This window comes from Sphingomonas gilva (assembly GCF_003515075.1).
Classification (GTDB): domain Bacteria; phylum Pseudomonadota; class Alphaproteobacteria; order Sphingomonadales; family Sphingomonadaceae; genus Sphingomonas; species Sphingomonas gilva.
This window is the reverse complement of the sequence record NZ_QWLV01000007.1, coordinates 51,730-65,890: the sequence shown is the minus strand read 5'-3', so window position 1 is coordinate 65,890 and position 14,161 is coordinate 51,730. Positions and strand designations below refer to the sequence as shown.

General features: G+C 68.5%; 17 protein-coding genes. 2 read left to right on the top strand and 15 right to left on the bottom strand.

The window, feature by feature from the left end; translation table 11 throughout:
- Window positions 1-4: 4 nt before the first annotated feature.
- Genes D1610_RS13610 through murA form a run of 11 tightly spaced genes read right to left on the bottom strand, consistent with a single transcriptional unit; the run spans window position 5 to window position 8,253 of the window.
- Window positions 5-337 (bottom strand): DUF423 domain-containing protein, encoded by a 333-nt coding sequence (locus tag D1610_RS13610; RefSeq protein ID WP_118864736.1) that lies wholly within the window; start codon window positions 335-337, stop codon window positions 5-7.
- Window positions 334-2,133 carry a cation:proton antiporter domain-containing protein gene (locus D1610_RS13605; protein ID WP_118864735.1) on the bottom strand — a complete coding sequence of 600 codons (1,800 nt, stop codon included), beginning with the start codon at window positions 2,131-2,133 and terminating at the stop codon, window positions 334-336. Before D1610_RS13605 ends, D1610_RS13610 begins: the two co-directional genes overlap by 4 nt.
- On the bottom strand, window positions 2,133-2,558 hold the full coding sequence (locus D1610_RS13600; RefSeq protein WP_118864734.1) for an iron-sulfur cluster assembly scaffold protein: 426 nt from the start codon (window positions 2,556-2,558) through the stop codon (window positions 2,133-2,135). The genes D1610_RS13605 and D1610_RS13600 overlap by 1 nt, the downstream gene beginning before the upstream one ends.
- The gene (locus D1610_RS13595; protein ID WP_118864733.1) at window positions 2,555-3,106 is read right to left on the bottom strand and encodes a CvpA family protein; all 552 of its coding nucleotides are present in this window, start codon (window positions 3,104-3,106) and stop codon (window positions 2,555-2,557) included. The genes D1610_RS13600 and D1610_RS13595 overlap by 4 nt, the downstream gene beginning before the upstream one ends.
- Window positions 3,107-3,157: 51 nt before the next feature.
- A complete protein-coding gene (locus D1610_RS13590; protein WP_118864732.1) occupies window positions 3,158-3,634 on the bottom strand; it encodes a GNAT family N-acetyltransferase in 477 nt (158 codons plus the stop codon).
- A 2-nt stretch (window positions 3,635-3,636) separates the two neighbouring features.
- The gene (gene radA, locus D1610_RS13585; RefSeq protein ID WP_118864731.1) at window positions 3,637-5,007 is read right to left on the bottom strand and encodes a DNA repair protein RadA; all 1,371 of its coding nucleotides are present in this window, start codon (window positions 5,005-5,007) and stop codon (window positions 3,637-3,639) included.
- 48 nt (window positions 5,008-5,055) lie between these two features.
- Window positions 5,056-6,078, bottom strand: coding sequence for an ATP-dependent DNA ligase (locus tag D1610_RS13580; RefSeq protein ID WP_118864730.1), 1,023 nt, complete (start codon window positions 6,076-6,078; stop codon window positions 5,056-5,058).
- Window positions 6,079-6,115: 37 nt separating this feature from the next.
- On the bottom strand, window positions 6,116-6,382 hold the full coding sequence (locus D1610_RS13575) for a DUF3297 family protein (RefSeq protein WP_118864729.1): 267 nt from the start codon (window positions 6,380-6,382) through the stop codon (window positions 6,116-6,118).
- A gap of 42 nt (window positions 6,383-6,424) precedes the next feature.
- Window positions 6,425-6,679 carry a hypothetical protein gene (locus D1610_RS13570; protein WP_118864728.1) on the bottom strand — a complete coding sequence of 85 codons (255 nt, stop codon included), beginning with the start codon at window positions 6,677-6,679 and terminating at the stop codon, window positions 6,425-6,427.
- The gene (locus tag D1610_RS13565; RefSeq protein WP_118864727.1) at window positions 6,669-6,923 is read right to left on the bottom strand and encodes a hypothetical protein; all 255 of its coding nucleotides are present in this window, start codon (window positions 6,921-6,923) and stop codon (window positions 6,669-6,671) included. The genes D1610_RS13570 and D1610_RS13565 overlap by 11 nt, the downstream gene beginning before the upstream one ends.
- Before the next feature lie 46 nt (window positions 6,924-6,969).
- Window positions 6,970-8,253: a UDP-N-acetylglucosamine 1-carboxyvinyltransferase gene (gene murA / locus D1610_RS13560; RefSeq protein ID WP_118864726.1), complete on the bottom strand. Its 1,284-nt coding sequence runs from the start codon at window positions 8,251-8,253 to the stop codon at window positions 6,970-6,972.
- Window positions 8,254-8,373: 120 nt separating this feature from the next.
- Here murA and D1610_RS13555 point away from each other — a divergent pair, with 120 nt between their 5' ends.
- Complete coding sequence (locus D1610_RS13555; protein ID WP_118864725.1) at window positions 8,374-9,108, top strand: Crp/Fnr family transcriptional regulator; 735 nt, start codon at window positions 8,374-8,376, stop codon at window positions 9,106-9,108.
- Between the two features lie 142 nt (window positions 9,109-9,250).
- Here D1610_RS13555 and clpS read toward each other — a convergent pair whose 3' ends face one another.
- From clpS to D1610_RS13535, 3 genes are all read right to left on the bottom strand, one after another.
- On the bottom strand, window positions 9,251-9,574 hold the full coding sequence (gene clpS, locus D1610_RS13550; protein WP_245942266.1) for an ATP-dependent Clp protease adapter ClpS: 324 nt from the start codon (window positions 9,572-9,574) through the stop codon (window positions 9,251-9,253).
- Window positions 9,575-9,724: 150 nt separating this feature from the next.
- Complete coding sequence (locus D1610_RS17440; protein ID WP_245942243.1) at window positions 9,725-10,513, bottom strand: phasin family protein; 789 nt, start codon at window positions 10,511-10,513, stop codon at window positions 9,725-9,727.
- A gap of 230 nt (window positions 10,514-10,743) precedes the next feature.
- Window positions 10,744-12,489: a PHA/PHB synthase family protein gene (locus tag D1610_RS13535; RefSeq protein ID WP_118864863.1), complete on the bottom strand. Its 1,746-nt coding sequence runs from the start codon at window positions 12,487-12,489 to the stop codon at window positions 10,744-10,746.
- Between the two features lie 96 nt (window positions 12,490-12,585).
- Between D1610_RS13535 and D1610_RS13530 the strand changes: the two genes are divergently transcribed.
- Entirely contained in the window at window positions 12,586-13,791 is a 1,206-nt protein-coding gene (locus tag D1610_RS13530) for an LL-diaminopimelate aminotransferase (RefSeq protein ID WP_118864723.1), read from the top strand.
- 145 nt (window positions 13,792-13,936) lie between these two features.
- Here the strand turns inward: D1610_RS13530 and D1610_RS17545 are convergent, their stop codons facing one another.
- Complete coding sequence (locus tag D1610_RS17545; protein ID WP_281268982.1) at window positions 13,937-14,065, bottom strand: hypothetical protein; 129 nt, start codon at window positions 14,063-14,065, stop codon at window positions 13,937-13,939.
- Window positions 14,066-14,161: the final 96 nt, after the last annotated feature.

The following is a 14,161-nucleotide window of genomic DNA, read 5'->3' as shown; positions in this document are numbered from 1 at the left end:
CGCCCTACCCCCGCATCCCGACCCACGCCAGCCACAACCACCCGCCGATCATCAACGCGCCGCCAACCGGCGTCACCGCGCCCAGCCAGCGCGGCGCGCCCAGCGCCATCGCGTAGAGCGAGCAGGCGAAGATCGCGCTCCCCGCCACGAACAGCCAGCCCGGCCCCTTCGCCTCCAGCCGGAGCGCGGCCAGCGCCGCGACCGCGTGGATCAGCTGATACAGCCCGCCGGTGCGCAGCCATTCGGCCGCCTTGCCCTCCGCCCCGTGCGCGCCGAACGCCCCCGCCGCGACGGCGAGCGCGCCCGACAGGGCGGCGGCGATCAGCAGCGCGTTCATCCGCAATCCGTGTCGGTTGCCGGAGCGGCCGCCGCGCCGGGGCGCGCCTCGCGCTCGGGCCGGATGATGATGATGTCGCGCGCCGCGCGCACATCCCCCGCCTCATGCTGGGCGACGAGGCGCTTCTTGTCGTTGGCGCGGTACAGGTCCTCGGTGCGGGCGATCTCCTCCTCGTCCACGCCGATCTCCGCCAGCGCCTGCCGCGCCATCGCCACCGCCGATTCCATCACCTCCCGCACCACGCCCGCGACCGGCGATTTCTTGAGCTTCAGCAGCGAACGGCGGTCGAAGGCGCGCACGAAGATCGCGGCGTCGGGAAAAGCCGCATGAACGCCCTCGATCAGCTCTGGCTCGATCTGGTCGCCGTCGATGCAGAACAGGATCAGCTCCGCATCCGCCGCGCCAGCCTGGCGCAGCATGTCCAGCCGCGTGCCGTCGCCATAATAGACCTTGGCGCCGAACTCGCCCGCCACGTCGATCATCTCGATATCGGTGTCGATCAGCGTCACCTCGACGCCTTGCGCCAGCAGCATCTGGCCGACCGTCTGGCCGAAGCGGCCATAGCCGACGATCAGCGCGTTGGAGCCGTCGGCGACCGGCCCTTCGCGCTCGCCCGCGATCACCGGCTCGGCGCGGATGCGCGCGGTCGCCATCATCAGGAACGGCGTCGTCGCCATGGAGAGGGTGACGATCGCGCCGAACAGGCTCGCCGCCTCCGGGTCGATCAGCAGCGCGCCTTGCGCCGCGGCGAACAGCACGAAGCCGAATTCGCCGCCCTGGCTCAGCAGCAGGCCGAGCGCGAGCGCCTGCCGCCACTTCATCCTGAAGGCGAGCGCGAGGCCGCCGATCACCACCGCCTTGGTCACGATCAGCGCCGCCGCCATCGCCGCGACGAACAGCGGCCGCTCGGCGATCGCGTGGAGGTTGAGCATCATGCCGACGGCCAGGAAGAACAGGCCGAGCAGGATCGACCGGAACGGCTCGACATCGGCCTCCAGCTCGTGCCGGTACGGGCTGTCGGCGAGCATCACGCCCGCGATGAACGCGCCGAGTGCGGTCGAAAGGCCCAGCAGCTCCATCACCGCCGCGCTGGCGAGCACGGTGAACAAAGCGGCGAAGACGAACATCTCGCGCTCGCCGAGATTGCCGATCAGGCGGAGGAAGGGCCGCAGCACGAAGCGCCCCGCAAGCACCAGCCCCGCCACCGCGGCGACGGTGTAGAGGAACAGCAGCCAGCCCGGCGGTCCCGCCGCATCGGCCGGATTGCGCGACATGGCGGCGACGATGGTGATCAGCGGGACGATCGACAGGTCCTGGAACAGCAATGTCGAAAAGGCGCGCTCGCCCAGCGGTGTGCGCATCCGCCCCGCCGATTGCAGCATCGGCAGCACCTGCGCGGTCGACGACAGGCCGAGCGGCAGGCCCAGGGCGAGCGACGCGGCGGCGGAGAAATCGGTGAAGGCGTAGATCACCGCCGATACCGCCAGCCCGCACAGCATCACCTGCAGCAGCCCGAAGCCGAAAATGTCGTGCCGCATCCGCCACAGCCGCGCCGGGCTCAGCTCCAGGCCGACCAGGAACAGCAGCAGGGTGATGCCGAACTCGGCGATCCCCATCGTCCGCTCGGCCTCGCCGACCAGCCCCAGCGCCTGCGGCCCGACCAGCGCGCCGGCGACGAGAAAGCCCAGCGTCGCGCCCAGCCCGAGCTTCCTGAAGATCAGGACGAAGGCCAACGCGAAGCCGAACAGGATCACCCCGTCGTGCAGCAGCGACGCCGTCCCCCCTTCGCCGTGCATCAGCCCCTCGCCTTTTCCGCGGCCTCGGCCACCGCCTCGAACGCCAGCCGGATCGAAGCATGGCGCGCGGGATAATCGCGCGCCGGCGCGAGCACGTCGAGCCCCGGCCAGTCGCCCGGATCGCCGCGCGCGCCTGCGAGCCACCCGGCCAGCGCGTCGCGCGCGGCGGCGAGTTCGCCGGCGTCGCGCCCGATCGCCGATGCGCCCATCAGCGAGGCGGAGGCCTGGCCCAGCGCGCAGGCGCGGACCAGCTGGCCGAGCTCCGCCACCCGGCCCGCATCGTCCAGCTTCACATCCACCGTCACCCGGCTGCCGCATACCGGCGATCGCTTCTCGACGCTCGCATGCGGATCGGCCAGCCGGGCGGCATGCGGGATCGTCGCGGCGAGCCTCAGCAACGCGCTGTTGTAGAGCGGCGCGCTCATTTCGCGTCGCTCGCATTGGCAGCCGAATCGTCGGCGAAGATCGATTCGCCCTTCCTGCGCCGCTCGACGAAATCGGCGATCGATCCGCTGGTGGCGTTGAGCAGCGGATATGTCCGTGCGGTCGTCACCCATTCGGGCCGTTCGCGCGGGCCGCCGCCGAAGGTGTCGGTGACGAGCACCAGCAGCAGGAACAAGAGGCTGGCGAAGATCAGCCCCTTCAATGCGCCGAAGCCCAGCCCCAGCGCGCGATCGACCGGGCCGACCATCGACGTCCTGACGCCCTTGCCGACCCGCCGGGCGATCAGCTTGCCGCCGAAATAGAGCAGCCCGAAGATCAGCGCGAAGGCCAGCACCGCAGCGCCTCCGGTCGATCCCACCGCATCGGCGAGGCTGGCGGTCAGCGGCGTGTGCGCCGCCTTCAGCCCGATCACGACCAGCACCCACACGCCGAGCGACAGCACCTCATGCACGAACCCGCGCATCACGCCGAGCACGGCGGCGCCGCCGACCAGCAGCAATACGACGATGTCCAGTGAGGTCAGGCCCATCAGGCGGACGTAGGTGGCGAGGCTGTACTGGTCAACGCGGCATGGCGACGGTTATGGCGATGGCCGGCATTCCATCAGTTGCGCCAGGCCCCATGCGGTTTCGCGCGGATCGCCGGCGCGCACGAAACCCGCTTTCTGATAGGCGCGGATCGCGCGCGCATTGTCCGGATGCGGATCGGTTCCCACCACCGGCGCGCCGCCCGCGAACAGCCGCTCGACCTGCGCCCGCACGAACGCGGAGCCATGGCCTTGCTCCAGCAAGTCGGCCTCGGCGATGAACTGGTCGATCCCCCGCGCGCCGAGCGCGAGATAGTCGAAATGATGCGGACCGAAGCCATGCACGGCATAGTCTTGCGCAAAGGCGAACGGCCGCCCCTCAAGGCTTACTATCCAGAGGTCGGACTGCGCGTCCGCAAGATACGCCTCGTCGAACATCTCCTCACCCCACCAGCGCGCGACATGTGGGCGCGCGATCCAGTCGTTGAGCAACGACAGGTCGGCGATGGTGACGGGCCTGAAGTCATACATGGTCAGCGTCCGAGCAGATGATCGACAAAGGCGCCGAGCGTGCGGAAGGATTGCACCGATATGCCGTTCCCCTCGCCAACGCCGTTGGCCGGCGTCAGCGCGCGGGCGAAGCCGAGCTTGGCGGCTTCCTTCATGCGCAGCGCGGCGTGCGCCACGGGCCGTATCTCCCCCGAAAGCGCGATCTCGCCGAACGCCACGGTGTCAGCGGCCACCGGCCGCTCCGACAGCGCGGAAACCAGCGCCGCAGCCACCGCCAGATCGGCCGCCGGGTCCTGCACGCGGTAGCCGCCCGCCATCGCCAGATAGACCTCGGCGGAGGAGAAGGTCAGCCCGCACCGCGCCTCGAGCACCGCCAGGATCATCGCCAGCCGCCCCGAATCCCAGCCGACCACCGCGCGCCTGGGCGTCGCGCCCGACGCCAGCCGCACGGTCAGCGCCTGCACCTCGACCAGCACCGGTCGCGTGCCTTCGAGCGCGGGGAACACCGTCGCGCCCGACACGCCCTCCTCGCGGCTGGTCAGGAACAGCGCGGACGGGTTGGCGATCTCGCTCAGCCCGGAATCGTCCATCGCGAACACGCCGATCTCGTCGGTGCCGCCGAAGCGGTTCTTGATCGCGCGGAGGATGCGGTACTGGTGGCTGCGCTCGCCCTCGAAGGCGAGCACGGTGTCGACCATATGCTCCAGCACGCGCGGGCCGGCGAGGCTGCCGTCCTTGGTGACATGGCCGACCAGCACCACCGCGGTGCCGCGCTCCTTGGCGAAGCGGATCAGCTCGCCGGCCGAGGCGCGCACCTGGCTGACCGTCCCCGGCGCGCCCTCTATCAAATCCGAATGCATCGTCTGGATCGAATCGATCACCACCATCGCGGGCGGCTGACCGTCTCCCAGGGTGGTCAGGATGTCGCGCACCGAGGTCGCCGCCGCCAATCGCACGGGCGATGCGCCCAGCCCCAGCCGCCGCGCGCGCAACCGCACCTGATCGGCCGCCTCCTCGCCCGAGACATAGGCTACCGGCCGCCCCGCGCTCGCCAGCCGAGCCGCCGCCTGCAACAGCAGCGTGGACTTGCCGATCCCCGGATCGCCGCCGATCAGCGTCGCCGATCCGACGACGAAGCCGCCGCCCAGCGCGCGGTCGAGCTCGGCGATGCCGGTCGCCATTCGATCGGGCAGCGACAATTCCGCGTCCAGCCCGACCAATGCCACCGCCCGCCCGCCCGATTGCAGGTTGTGCTTGGCCTGGAAGGGCGTGACCACGCCGCCGGCCTCCTCGACCAGCGTGTTCCACTCGCCGCAATCGCCGCATTGCCCCTGCCAGCGGTGCGACACCGATCCGCAGGACTGGCAGACGTAACGCTTCTGGGGTTTGGCCATGCGCGGAACGTAGAGGGAACGTAGATCGCTGGCAAGGCGCTCCAACGATCAGCCCTTGCCGATCGCCGCCGCGACCACCTCAGGCCGCGCTTCCTCCTCCAGCTGGTCGAAGCGGCATTGACGCGGAGCCTTGTCGGGACGCCAGCGCAGGAACGCGGTGCCGTGGCGGAAGCGCCGCCCGGTCACCTGGTCATAGCGGACCTCGGCGACGAGCGCGGGCCTGAGCGGCCGCCATTCGGCCGACCTTTCGGTCGCCCAGCGGCTCGGCCCGCCCGGCGCGTCGCCGGTGAAACCCGGCGGCTCGACCAGCGCCTCCAGCCGCCTGGTCAGCGCCGCGCGCTCGTCGCGGGCGATCGCCGAGGTGAAGCCGACATGATGCAGCAGCCCCTCTTCGTCGTGGAGGCCGAGCAGCAGCGATCCGACCTCCTTCGCGCCGCTCGCATAGCGGAAGCCGCCGACCACGCAGTCGGCGGTGCGCAGCCGCTTGACCTTGAGTATCGCGCGCTCACCTGGGCGATAAGGCTCATCGCGCCGCTTGGCGATCACGCCGTCGAGCGCCCGGCCGCTCGCCTCCAGCCAATGTCCGGCGACCGCCGGATCGAGCGTGCAGGGCGACAGGCGCAGATCCTTCGAACGGTGGCGCGCATGGAACGCCTCCAGCGCTTCGCGGCGTTCGGCGAGCGGGCGGTCCGCCAGGGCGCGCCTGTCCGCCCATAGCAGGTCGAACAGCATCAGCCGCGCGGGCGTCTCCTCGGCGAGGCGACGGATGCGGCTCTCGGCCGGATGCAGCCGCATCTGCAGCGCGGCGAAGGACAGCTGCGCGCCGACCGGGATCAGCAGCTCGCCGTCGAGCACCGCATCGGGGAGGCCCGCAAGCGCGCGCACGACCTCCGGGAAGTAGCGCTCGAGCGGCTTGCCCGACTTGGACTGCAGCGACACCGCCCCGCCGCGGACGAACCCCAGGCAGCGGAAGCCGTCCCATTTGGGCTCGAACTGCCAATCGCCCTCGCCAGGCAGGGCGGCGACGAGCTTCGCCTCCATCGGCTCGATCGGCGGCGTGGGGAACGGCATGGCCCGACAACGCGCGAACCGCCAAGCGGGGCCCGGCTCAGCTCTCGGCGTCGCCCTCGCTCTCGCCGCCCGACTGATACCAGGCCTCGACCGGGCCGGAGAGCTTGATCGTCAGCGGCCGACCGTGACGATCGACCTTCTTGCCCAGCGCGACGCGGATCCAGCCTTCGGAGATCGAATATTCCTCGACGTCCTTGCGCTCGTTGCCCTTGAAGCGGACGCCGACGCCGCGCTCCATCGCGGCTTCGTCGAAATGGGGGCTGTCGGGATAGATCGACAGGCGGTCGGGGGGTGTATCGCTCATCCGCGGCCCCTTGGCGCAAAACGCCGGCCGGCGCCAGCCCTATCAGGCCGGGTCGCCGGCGTCCGCGCGCTCGTCCTCGGGCGTCTCCGCCGTGCCCGATCGGGTGGCGACATCGCCGCCCAGCGCGCTCGGCTGCTCGCGGTCGCGCATGTCGCTCACCTCGCCGCCCTCGGCCGCGACACCGCGTTCGCGCCCCGCGAGGCCGTCGACCGGCTCCTCGTGCCGTTCATGCTCGCGCTCCTCGTCCAGTCCGGGCTTGCGCCCCTCGTGCATCCGCCGGTCGCCGTTATCCGTCATGACGGGTCTCCTGCGCGCCCTGATGGTCGCTCCGCGTCGGCGCCGGGCGCTGCTCCTTGTCGGCCTTCTCGACGCGGGTCAGCCCCGCATCGGGATCGACGGCGCGCGCCGCCTCGTCCTGCGTTCCCACGTCGCGCTGCAGCCGCCCGCCTGCGCTCCCCTGCGCGGAAGGGCCGCGCTCGGCTTCGTCGATGATCGCACTGTCGTCATTGTCGCGCGCGTCGCGCGCCCGGGCGTTGTCCATGACACTCTCCTTCGAGCGTCATCAACGAATGACCGCCCCGGTCGGTTCAGCCGTCGCTGGCGCGCTCGATATCGGCGCCGACCGCGGATAGCTTCTCCTCCAGCCGCTCATAGCCGCGATCGAGGTGATAGACGCGCTGCACCACCGTCTCACCCTCGGCGGCGAGGCCCGCCAGCACCAGGCTCATCGACGCGCGCAGGTCGGTCGCCATCACCGGCGCGCCGATCAGCCGGTCGACGCCGCGCACCACCGCGGACCTTCCGCGCACCTGGATGTCCGCGCCCATCCGCGCCAGCTCGGGCACGTGCATATAGCGGTTCTCGAAGATCGTCTCGGTCAGCACGCTGGCGCCGTCGGCCTTGGTCAGCATCGCCATGAACTGCGCCTGCATGTCGGTGGCGAAACCAGGATAGGGGGCGGTGCTGAGCGTCAGCGGCCCCAGCCGGTCGCCCGCCTCCACCAGCACGCCGTCCTTGCGCTCCTCGATCCGCACCCCGGCCTCCCTGAGCGCGGCGAGCGTCGCGCGCATCTCGTCGGCGCGCGCGCCCGCCAGCTCCAGCGACCCGCCGGTGATCGCCGCGGCGCAGGCGTAGCTCCCCGCCTCGATCCGGTCGGGCATCACCCGGTAGGTCGCGCCGTGCAGCCGCTCGCGCCCCTCGATCGTCAGCGTCTCGGTGCCGATCCCGTCGATCACCGCGCCCATCGCCACCAGGCAGTGGCACAGATCGACGATCTCGGGCTCGCGCGCGGCATTCTCCAGCACCGTCGTGCCGCGCGCGAGCGCCGCCGCCATCAGCGCATTCTCGGTCGCGCCGACCGAGACGACGGGAAACACGAAGCGCCCGCCCGGCAGCCGCCCGCCCGGCGCGGTCGCCTTGACATAGCCCGCGGTCAGCTCGATCTCCGCGCCCATCGCCTCCAGCGCCTTCAGATGCAGGTCGATCGGCCGGTTGCCGATCGCGCAGCCGCCCGGGAGCGAGACCGTGGCCTCGCCGGCGCGCGCGACCAGCGGCCCCAGCACCAGGATCGACGCGCGCATCTTGCGGACGATGTCATAGGGCGCGACCGTCGAGGTCAGCGAGCCGGCGCGCAACTGCATCACCCGCCCGAAATCCTCCGGCCGCGACCCTTCGACCATCGTCGAGACGCCCAGCTGGTTGAGCAGATGGCCGAAGCTGTCGACATCGGCCAGCCGCGGCAGGTTGGCGAGGGTCAGCGCGTCCTCGGTCAGGAGCGCGCAGGGCAGCAGCGTCAGCGCGGCGTTCTTCGCCCCCGATATCGGCAGGCGGCCCTCCAGGCGTTTGCCGCCGCGAATGAGAATACGATCCATGGCCGCGCTTCTATCGTGTCGCCGGGACCACGCAAGCGATCCCCGTCGGCGCGGTTGATCGATGTTAATGCGCCGCGCAACGATCATGCGCACCCATGTGCCCGCGTATCGGGGGGGTTCATGTCCGGCAGTTGTTTCGCGGAGCGTATTGGTGACCATCTCGATCTGACCGAGGTCGAACAGAAAGCGTTGCACCGGCTCGAGGAACGCGAGCGCGCGGTGAAGCGCGGCGGCGTGCTGGTGCGGGAGAACGATCCCGCGAGCGAGATCTTCATCCTGCGCAAGGGCCTGATGATGAGCTATGTGCTGCTCGACGACGGCAGCCGGCAGATCCTGCGCTTCCTGTTTCCCGGCGACATGGTCGGCGCGGGCGGGCTGGTTTACCATGAAGGCCCGGAGACCATCGTCGCGCTGGCCGATTCGGTCGTCTGCCCGTTCGATAAGGCGGCGCTATCGACCCTCATGGAAACCCATCCGCGGCTGGGCGCGATGATCCTGGTCTATGCCCAGATCGAACGCGTCGCGCTGACAGATCGGCTGGCCGCCCTGGGCCGGACCAGCGCCAAGGCGCGCGTCGCCGCGCTGCTGCTTGAGATGCGCAATCGCTTCCGCGTGATGGACAAGACGATTCGGGGCGAGTTCGTGCTGGGCCTGACCCAGGAGGAGATCGGCGACGCGACCGGCCTGACCGCGGTCCACGTCAACCGCATGCTGCGCCAGCTGGAGGACGACAAGCTGATCTCACGCGAAGGCGGCAAGGTCCGCATCGCCGACGAAAAGGCGCTGACCCGCGCGGCGAACTATGTCGACCGCTACGAGAATCTCGACCTGAGCTGGCTGCCCGGGGCGAGATAAATCCTCCCCGGCACGGGGAGGGGGACCGCGACGCGCAGCGGCGTGGTGGAGGGGGCTCACCGCGAGTGTGGTGCTGGTGGAGGGCCCCCTCCACCATGCTCCGCATGGTCCCCCTCCCCGCGAGCGAGGAGGATCAGGCCGCCTACGCCTTCTCCAGCGTGCATTGCAGCGGGTGCTGGTTCGCCCGCGCGTAATCCATCACCTGGGTGACCTTGGTCTCCGCCACCTCATAGCTGAACACGCCGCATACCCCCACGCCGCGCTGGTGAACATGGAGCATCACCCGTGTCGCATCCTCGATCGACATGCGGAAAAACTGCTGCAGCACCGCGACGACGAACTCCATCGGCGTATAATCGTCGTTGAGCATCAGCACCTTGTAGGGCGTCGGCTGCTTGGTCCGGGTGCGCGTGCGCGTGGCGACGCCCAGGCCGGTGCCGGCATCGCCTTCATCCTTCTGGGCCATCGCATGGATCGGGAAAGTCTCGGACATCACGCACGCAAAATAAGGCATGGCAGGCGCTGAGGGCAAGGCTGGCCTCGCGCAAAAAAGAAAGCGGGCGGCCGTCCCGCACCGGGAAGGCCGCCCGCCCTTACGCTTACGCTACACCTGCGATCAGGCGGCGATCTTCGCCTTCTCGACCGCAACCGCGACGCGGTTGGAGATCGGCTGGGCGACCTCGCCCATCAGCTTCAGATAGTTCTCGGTGAACTTCGAGCTCTCGGTCACCAGCGAATCGATCGACGCCTTCACCAGCTCGCTCTGCAGCTGGAAGAATTCGGTCGGCGACTTGACGGCGGCGAACTTCTTCGCGTTCTCGGTCGTCTCGGCGATCGCCTTGCGGCCATATTCGGCCGAATATTTGGCGATGTCCTCGGCGCCCTTGGCGGCGATCTTCGAGGATTCGACGAACGCCTCGAGATTGCCCTTGACGAACGCGTTCAGCTCGTCGAACGCCTTGGCGCCCTTGGCGACCGCGTCCTGGGTGCGCGCGTTGAAATCGCCGAACATCGCCTTGGCGCGCTCGGTGGTCTCGGCGGTGGTCTTCTTGATCGTGTCCTGCATCACTTTGGCTTCCTTCTTGGCCGGCGCGGCGGGCGCGCTGGCGATTTTGGTGGCGAGCGCCGGCGCCTTGGCGACGGGCTTGGCTTTGTTGACGACGGTCTTCTTCACGTTGATTTTGTTCACTGGGGCCTTGGGCGCGCGCTTCGCCTTGGCAGGCTTGAGGGCGGGCTTGGCCTCGGCTTTGGCCGCGACCGCGGGTGCCTTTGCAGGCGTCGCGGGCTTGGGGGCGGGAGCCGGCGTCGCGGGCTTCGCAGCTTCGGCCTTCACCGGCGCGGCGGCGGGTGCGGCCGAGGCCACTTCCGTCGTCTTCGCGAGTTCGACCGCGGGCTTGGTCGCCATGTGAAACGTCTCCCAATTCTCTGTTGCACTGCAACATAGAGGAGACGCGATGCGACTTCAAGTAAAATTTGTGCGCCGCAACAAAAATGTCCCGGGAAGGTCGGCGTCCCAAGACTCCCCTCCCTTGCAAGGGAGGGGCTGGGGGTGGGTGCGCGCGTCCGCGCGCCCAAAAGACTCTTTGCCCCGCAAAGCAGCGCTGATCCCCTCCCTTGAAGGGAGGGGAATATCATTCACCGCTGGCGAACGTACCGCCCCGGGGCGTCCTCTATCGCCTTCAGCTTGCCCTTGCCCGGCACGCGCGCGCCTTTGGCCTTGACCTTTCTGCCGTCCAGCTTTTCGAGCCAGGCCAGCCAGTCGGGCCACCAGCTGCCCTTGGTCTCGGTCGCGCCGGCGATGAACTCGGCCAGGCTGCCCGTCTTCCTGTCGTTGGTCCAATATTGGTATTTCATCGCCGATGGCGGATTGACCACGCCGGCGATGTGCCCCGATCCCGCCAGGACGAACTTCAGCGGCCCGGTGAAATGGTCGGTGATCTTCCACACGCTCTCGGCCGGCGCGATATGGTCCTCGCGCCCCGCCTGGACATAGGTCGGCGTCTTGACCACGGAGAGGTCGATCGGCGTCCCCCCGATCGCCATCGCCCCCGGCGTAACCAGCATGTTGTCGCGGTAGAGGTCGGTCAGATAGCCCTTGTGCCACTTGGCCGGCAGGTTGGTGGTGTCGCCATTCCAGTGAAGCAGGTCGAAGGGCGGGTAATCCTCGCCCATCAGATAATTCTGCGCGACATAGTTCCAGATCAGGTCGCGGCCCCTGAGCAGGTTGAAGGTCGCGGCCATGTAGCGCCCGTCGAGGAAGCCCTCGCCCGACATCGCCTCGATCAGCTGCATCTGGTTGTCGTCGACGAAGACCTTGAGATCGCCCGCCTGGCTGAAATCGACCTGCGCGGTGAAGAAGGTCGCGCTCCGGACCTTCTCCGCCTGCTTGCGCGCGGCGAGCACCGCCAGCGTCGCGGCGAGCGTCGTGCCCGCCACGCAATAGCCGATCGCGTGCACGCCATCGACGCCCAGCGCGTCGCGCACGGTATCGATCGCGTCGACCTGGGCGCCGACATAATCGTCCCACACCACGTCCTTCATCGTGGCGTCGGCCGATTTCCACGAGACGACAAAGACGGTCAGCCCCTGCTCGACCGCCCAGCGGATGAAGCTCTTCTCGGGGTTGAGATCGAGGATGTAGAAGCGGTTGATCCACGGCGGGAAGATGACGAGCGGCGTCTCCAGCACCTCCTCGGTCGTCGGGTCATACTGGATCAGCTGATAGAGCGGCGTCTCATGCACCACCTTGCCCGGCGTGACCGCGATGTTGCGCCCCACCTCGAAGGCATGGGGGTCGGTATGCGTCAGCTGCCCCTTGCCCAGATCATTGAGCATGTTCTGCAGGCCCTTGAGCAGGCTCTCGCCGCGTGTCTCGATCATCTTCTCCATCACCTGCGGGTTGGTGAGGGGGAAGTTGGACGGGCTCATCGCGTCGACGAAGCCGCGCGTGGCGAATTTGAGCTGCTCCTTCTGCCGGGGATCGAGCCCCTCGATCTGGTCGACGCCCTTCAGCAGATGGTCGGAGATCAGGAGATAGGTGCGGCGGATCAGGTCATAGGCGGGGTTGTCGCGCCATTGCGGCGCCTTGAAGCGCTTGTCGCGCGCATGTTCGGGCGATTCCTCCGGCGGCGCGGCGGCGGGATCGAGAAAACCCTGCCACAGCTTCATCCCGTCGGTCCAGAAATCGGCCTGCGCCCTGATCATCGCCTGCGGATCGAAGCCGGGAAAGGCCGGCGCGCCGCCGGCGGGCGCCTTCTTCATCGCCTCCAGCCCGAATTCCATCATCATCTGCTGCGCCCGGCCGACCACCCAGGTCCAGTGCTGCAGATCCTCGAGGCTCGGCATCGGCGGCAGCGTCGTGGTGTCGGCGGAATCGGGCATGACAATCCTCTCGCTGTTCGCCCGCGACATTAGCCGGTTGCGCTGCAGACGCGAAGGGCGGATTAGGAACGCGCAGCTATCAGCAAGGATGGTCCCGTGTCCGAGGAATTCTACCGCATCAAGCGCCTGCCCCCCTATGTCATCGCCGAGGTGAACGCGATGCGGGCGGCGGCGCGCGCGGGCGGGGAGGACATCATCGATCTCGGCATGGGCAATCCCGATCTGCCGCCGCCCGATCACGTCATCGACAAGCTGTGCGAGGTCGCGCGCAAGCCGGACGCGCACGGCTATTCGCAGTCCAAGGGCATTCCCGGCCTCAGGCGCGCCCAGGCCAATTATTACGGCCGCCGCTTCAACGTGGATGTTGATCCCGAGACCGAAGTGGTGGTGACGATGGGGTCGAAGGAGGGCCTCGCCAGCCTCGCCACCGCGATCACCGCGCCGGGCGACGTCGTGCTCGCGCCCAACCCCAGCTATCCGATCCACACCTTCGGCTTCATCATCGCGGGAGCGACGATCCGCAGCGTGCCGACCACGCCCGACGAGCATTATTTCCGCTCATTGGACCGCGCGATGGCCTTCACCGTCCCGCGCCCCAGCGTGCTGGTGGTCAATTATCCGTCGAACCCCACCGCCGAGACCGTCGATCTCGCCTTCTACGAACGGCTCGTCGCCTGGGCGAAGGAGAACCAGGTCTGGATCCTCTCCGACCTCGCCTATTCGGAACTCTATTATGACGGCAATCCGACGCGTTCGATCCTGGAGGTGAAGGGCGCCAAGGACGTCGCGGTCGAATTCACCTCGCTGTCGAAGACCTATTCGATGGCCGGCTGGCGGATGGGCTTCGCGGTCGGCAACCGCAAGCTGATCGCGGCGATGACGCGGGTGAAGTCCTATCTCGATTACGGCGCCTTCACGCCCATCCAGGCGGCCGCATGCGCGGCGCTCAACGGCCCGCAGGACATCGTCGAGAAGAACCGCCTGCTCTACCACAAGCGCCGCGACGTGATGGTCGAGGCGTTCGGCCGCGCCGGCTGGGACATCCCCCCGCCCAAGGCGTCGATGTTCGCCTGGGCCCCGCTGCCCCCCGCGCTGAAGGACATGGGCAGCCTCGAATTCTCGAAACAGCTCCTCACCGAAGCCAAGGTCGCTGTCGCCCCCGGCGTCGGCTACGGCGAGGACGGCGAAGGCTATGTCCGCATCGCCATGGTCGAGAACGAGCAGCGCCTGCGCCAGGCGGCGCGCAACATCCGTAAATATCTCCAGTCGAAGGGCGTCAACACCCCGGCCCAGGCGGCGTGATGAGATTGCAATTTCGGGCTGACTGAGCTATATAATCAGCTCTGCGAAAGGCATTCGCCTTTTTTCGATGAGCCTCCGTCGTGCCAGCGACGGGGGCTCAAATCGTTTGGAGGCCGGGTGCCAGCCCGGCCTCCGCCCGGTTACGCTACTTGTCGCGCCTTGCCTCAATCACCCCCACGATGAGGGTGCCGAAGGCGATCAGCACGAGCAAGAAGGCGCAAACATCTGCAAAAGACATGTCCTTTCCTTCTTTCGACGATGGCGGGATTGCCATCGTGACAATTGGTTAGCGGGAAATTTGAGGGAGCGTTACCGCCGTCAGGTACAATATCCTGGGCTTGCCAGATAACCTGCGTTTCGCCATCCGCTC